The sequence below is a fragment of the Bacillus sp. FJAT-53060 genome (assembly GCF_037104745.1).
In the GTDB taxonomy this organism is placed as follows: domain Bacteria; phylum Bacillota; class Bacilli; order Bacillales; family Bacillaceae; genus Bacillus; species Bacillus stratosphericus_B.
Genome location: NZ_JBAWSW010000089.1, coordinates 1 through 617, shown reverse-complemented (window position 1 = coordinate 617; position 617 = coordinate 1). Strand labels below are relative to the sequence as shown.

Below are 617 nucleotides of genomic sequence, written 5' to 3'. Positions count from 1 at the left end.
CCCGTTCCCATACCGAACACGGAAGTTAAGCTCTTCAGCGCCGATGGTAGTTGGGGGTTTCCCCCTGTGAGAGTAGGATGCCGCCAAGCTTTATAAGGATCAGTTCCAGACGGAACTGGTCTTTTTTGTGTTTTAAGGAATAAAATCTAGAGGATCACTGAAAAAGAAATAAAGAGATAGAGTAGTAGATTGCAAATTCATAGAGGTGTATAACTAAATCTTATTATTTTAATAGATACAGATGACTATACCGTCAAAGGAAAGAGAATATAGAATGGAGTGACTAGACTGAGACTATCATTTGTTAAAAAAATAGGTGATTAAAATGAAATATTTTTTTAATATAGCCTTTACAAATAAGTAAAACCTGTATATAATAATCTTTGTCGGATCGAGAGATTCCTACATAGTGGAGGATTAGCTCAGCTGGGAGAGCATCTGCCTTACAAGCAGAGGGTCGGCGGTTCGAGCCCGTCATCCTCCATCATATTTTATTCTTACATAATGTTAGGATAAGATAAAGCCGGTGTAGCTCAACTGGTAGAGCAACTGACTTGTAATCAGTAGGTTGGGGGTTCAAGTCCTCTTGCCGGCACCACTTTTTTATGGTAAGATAG

2 tRNA genes and 1 rRNA gene are annotated in these 617 nt (G+C 39.1%); all 3 read left to right on the top strand.

Annotation, left to right across the window (positions count from 1 at the left end):
* A 5S ribosomal RNA gene (rrf, locus tag WAX46_RS15680) occupies positions 1-89 on the top strand; the annotation flags it as partial.
* 322 nt (positions 90-411) lie between these two features.
* Positions 412-484, top strand: a tRNA-Val gene (locus WAX46_RS15675).
* A 38-nt stretch (positions 485-522) separates the two neighbouring features.
* Positions 523-598 (top strand) — tRNA-Thr (locus WAX46_RS15670).
* Positions 599-617 lie beyond the last annotated feature (19 nt).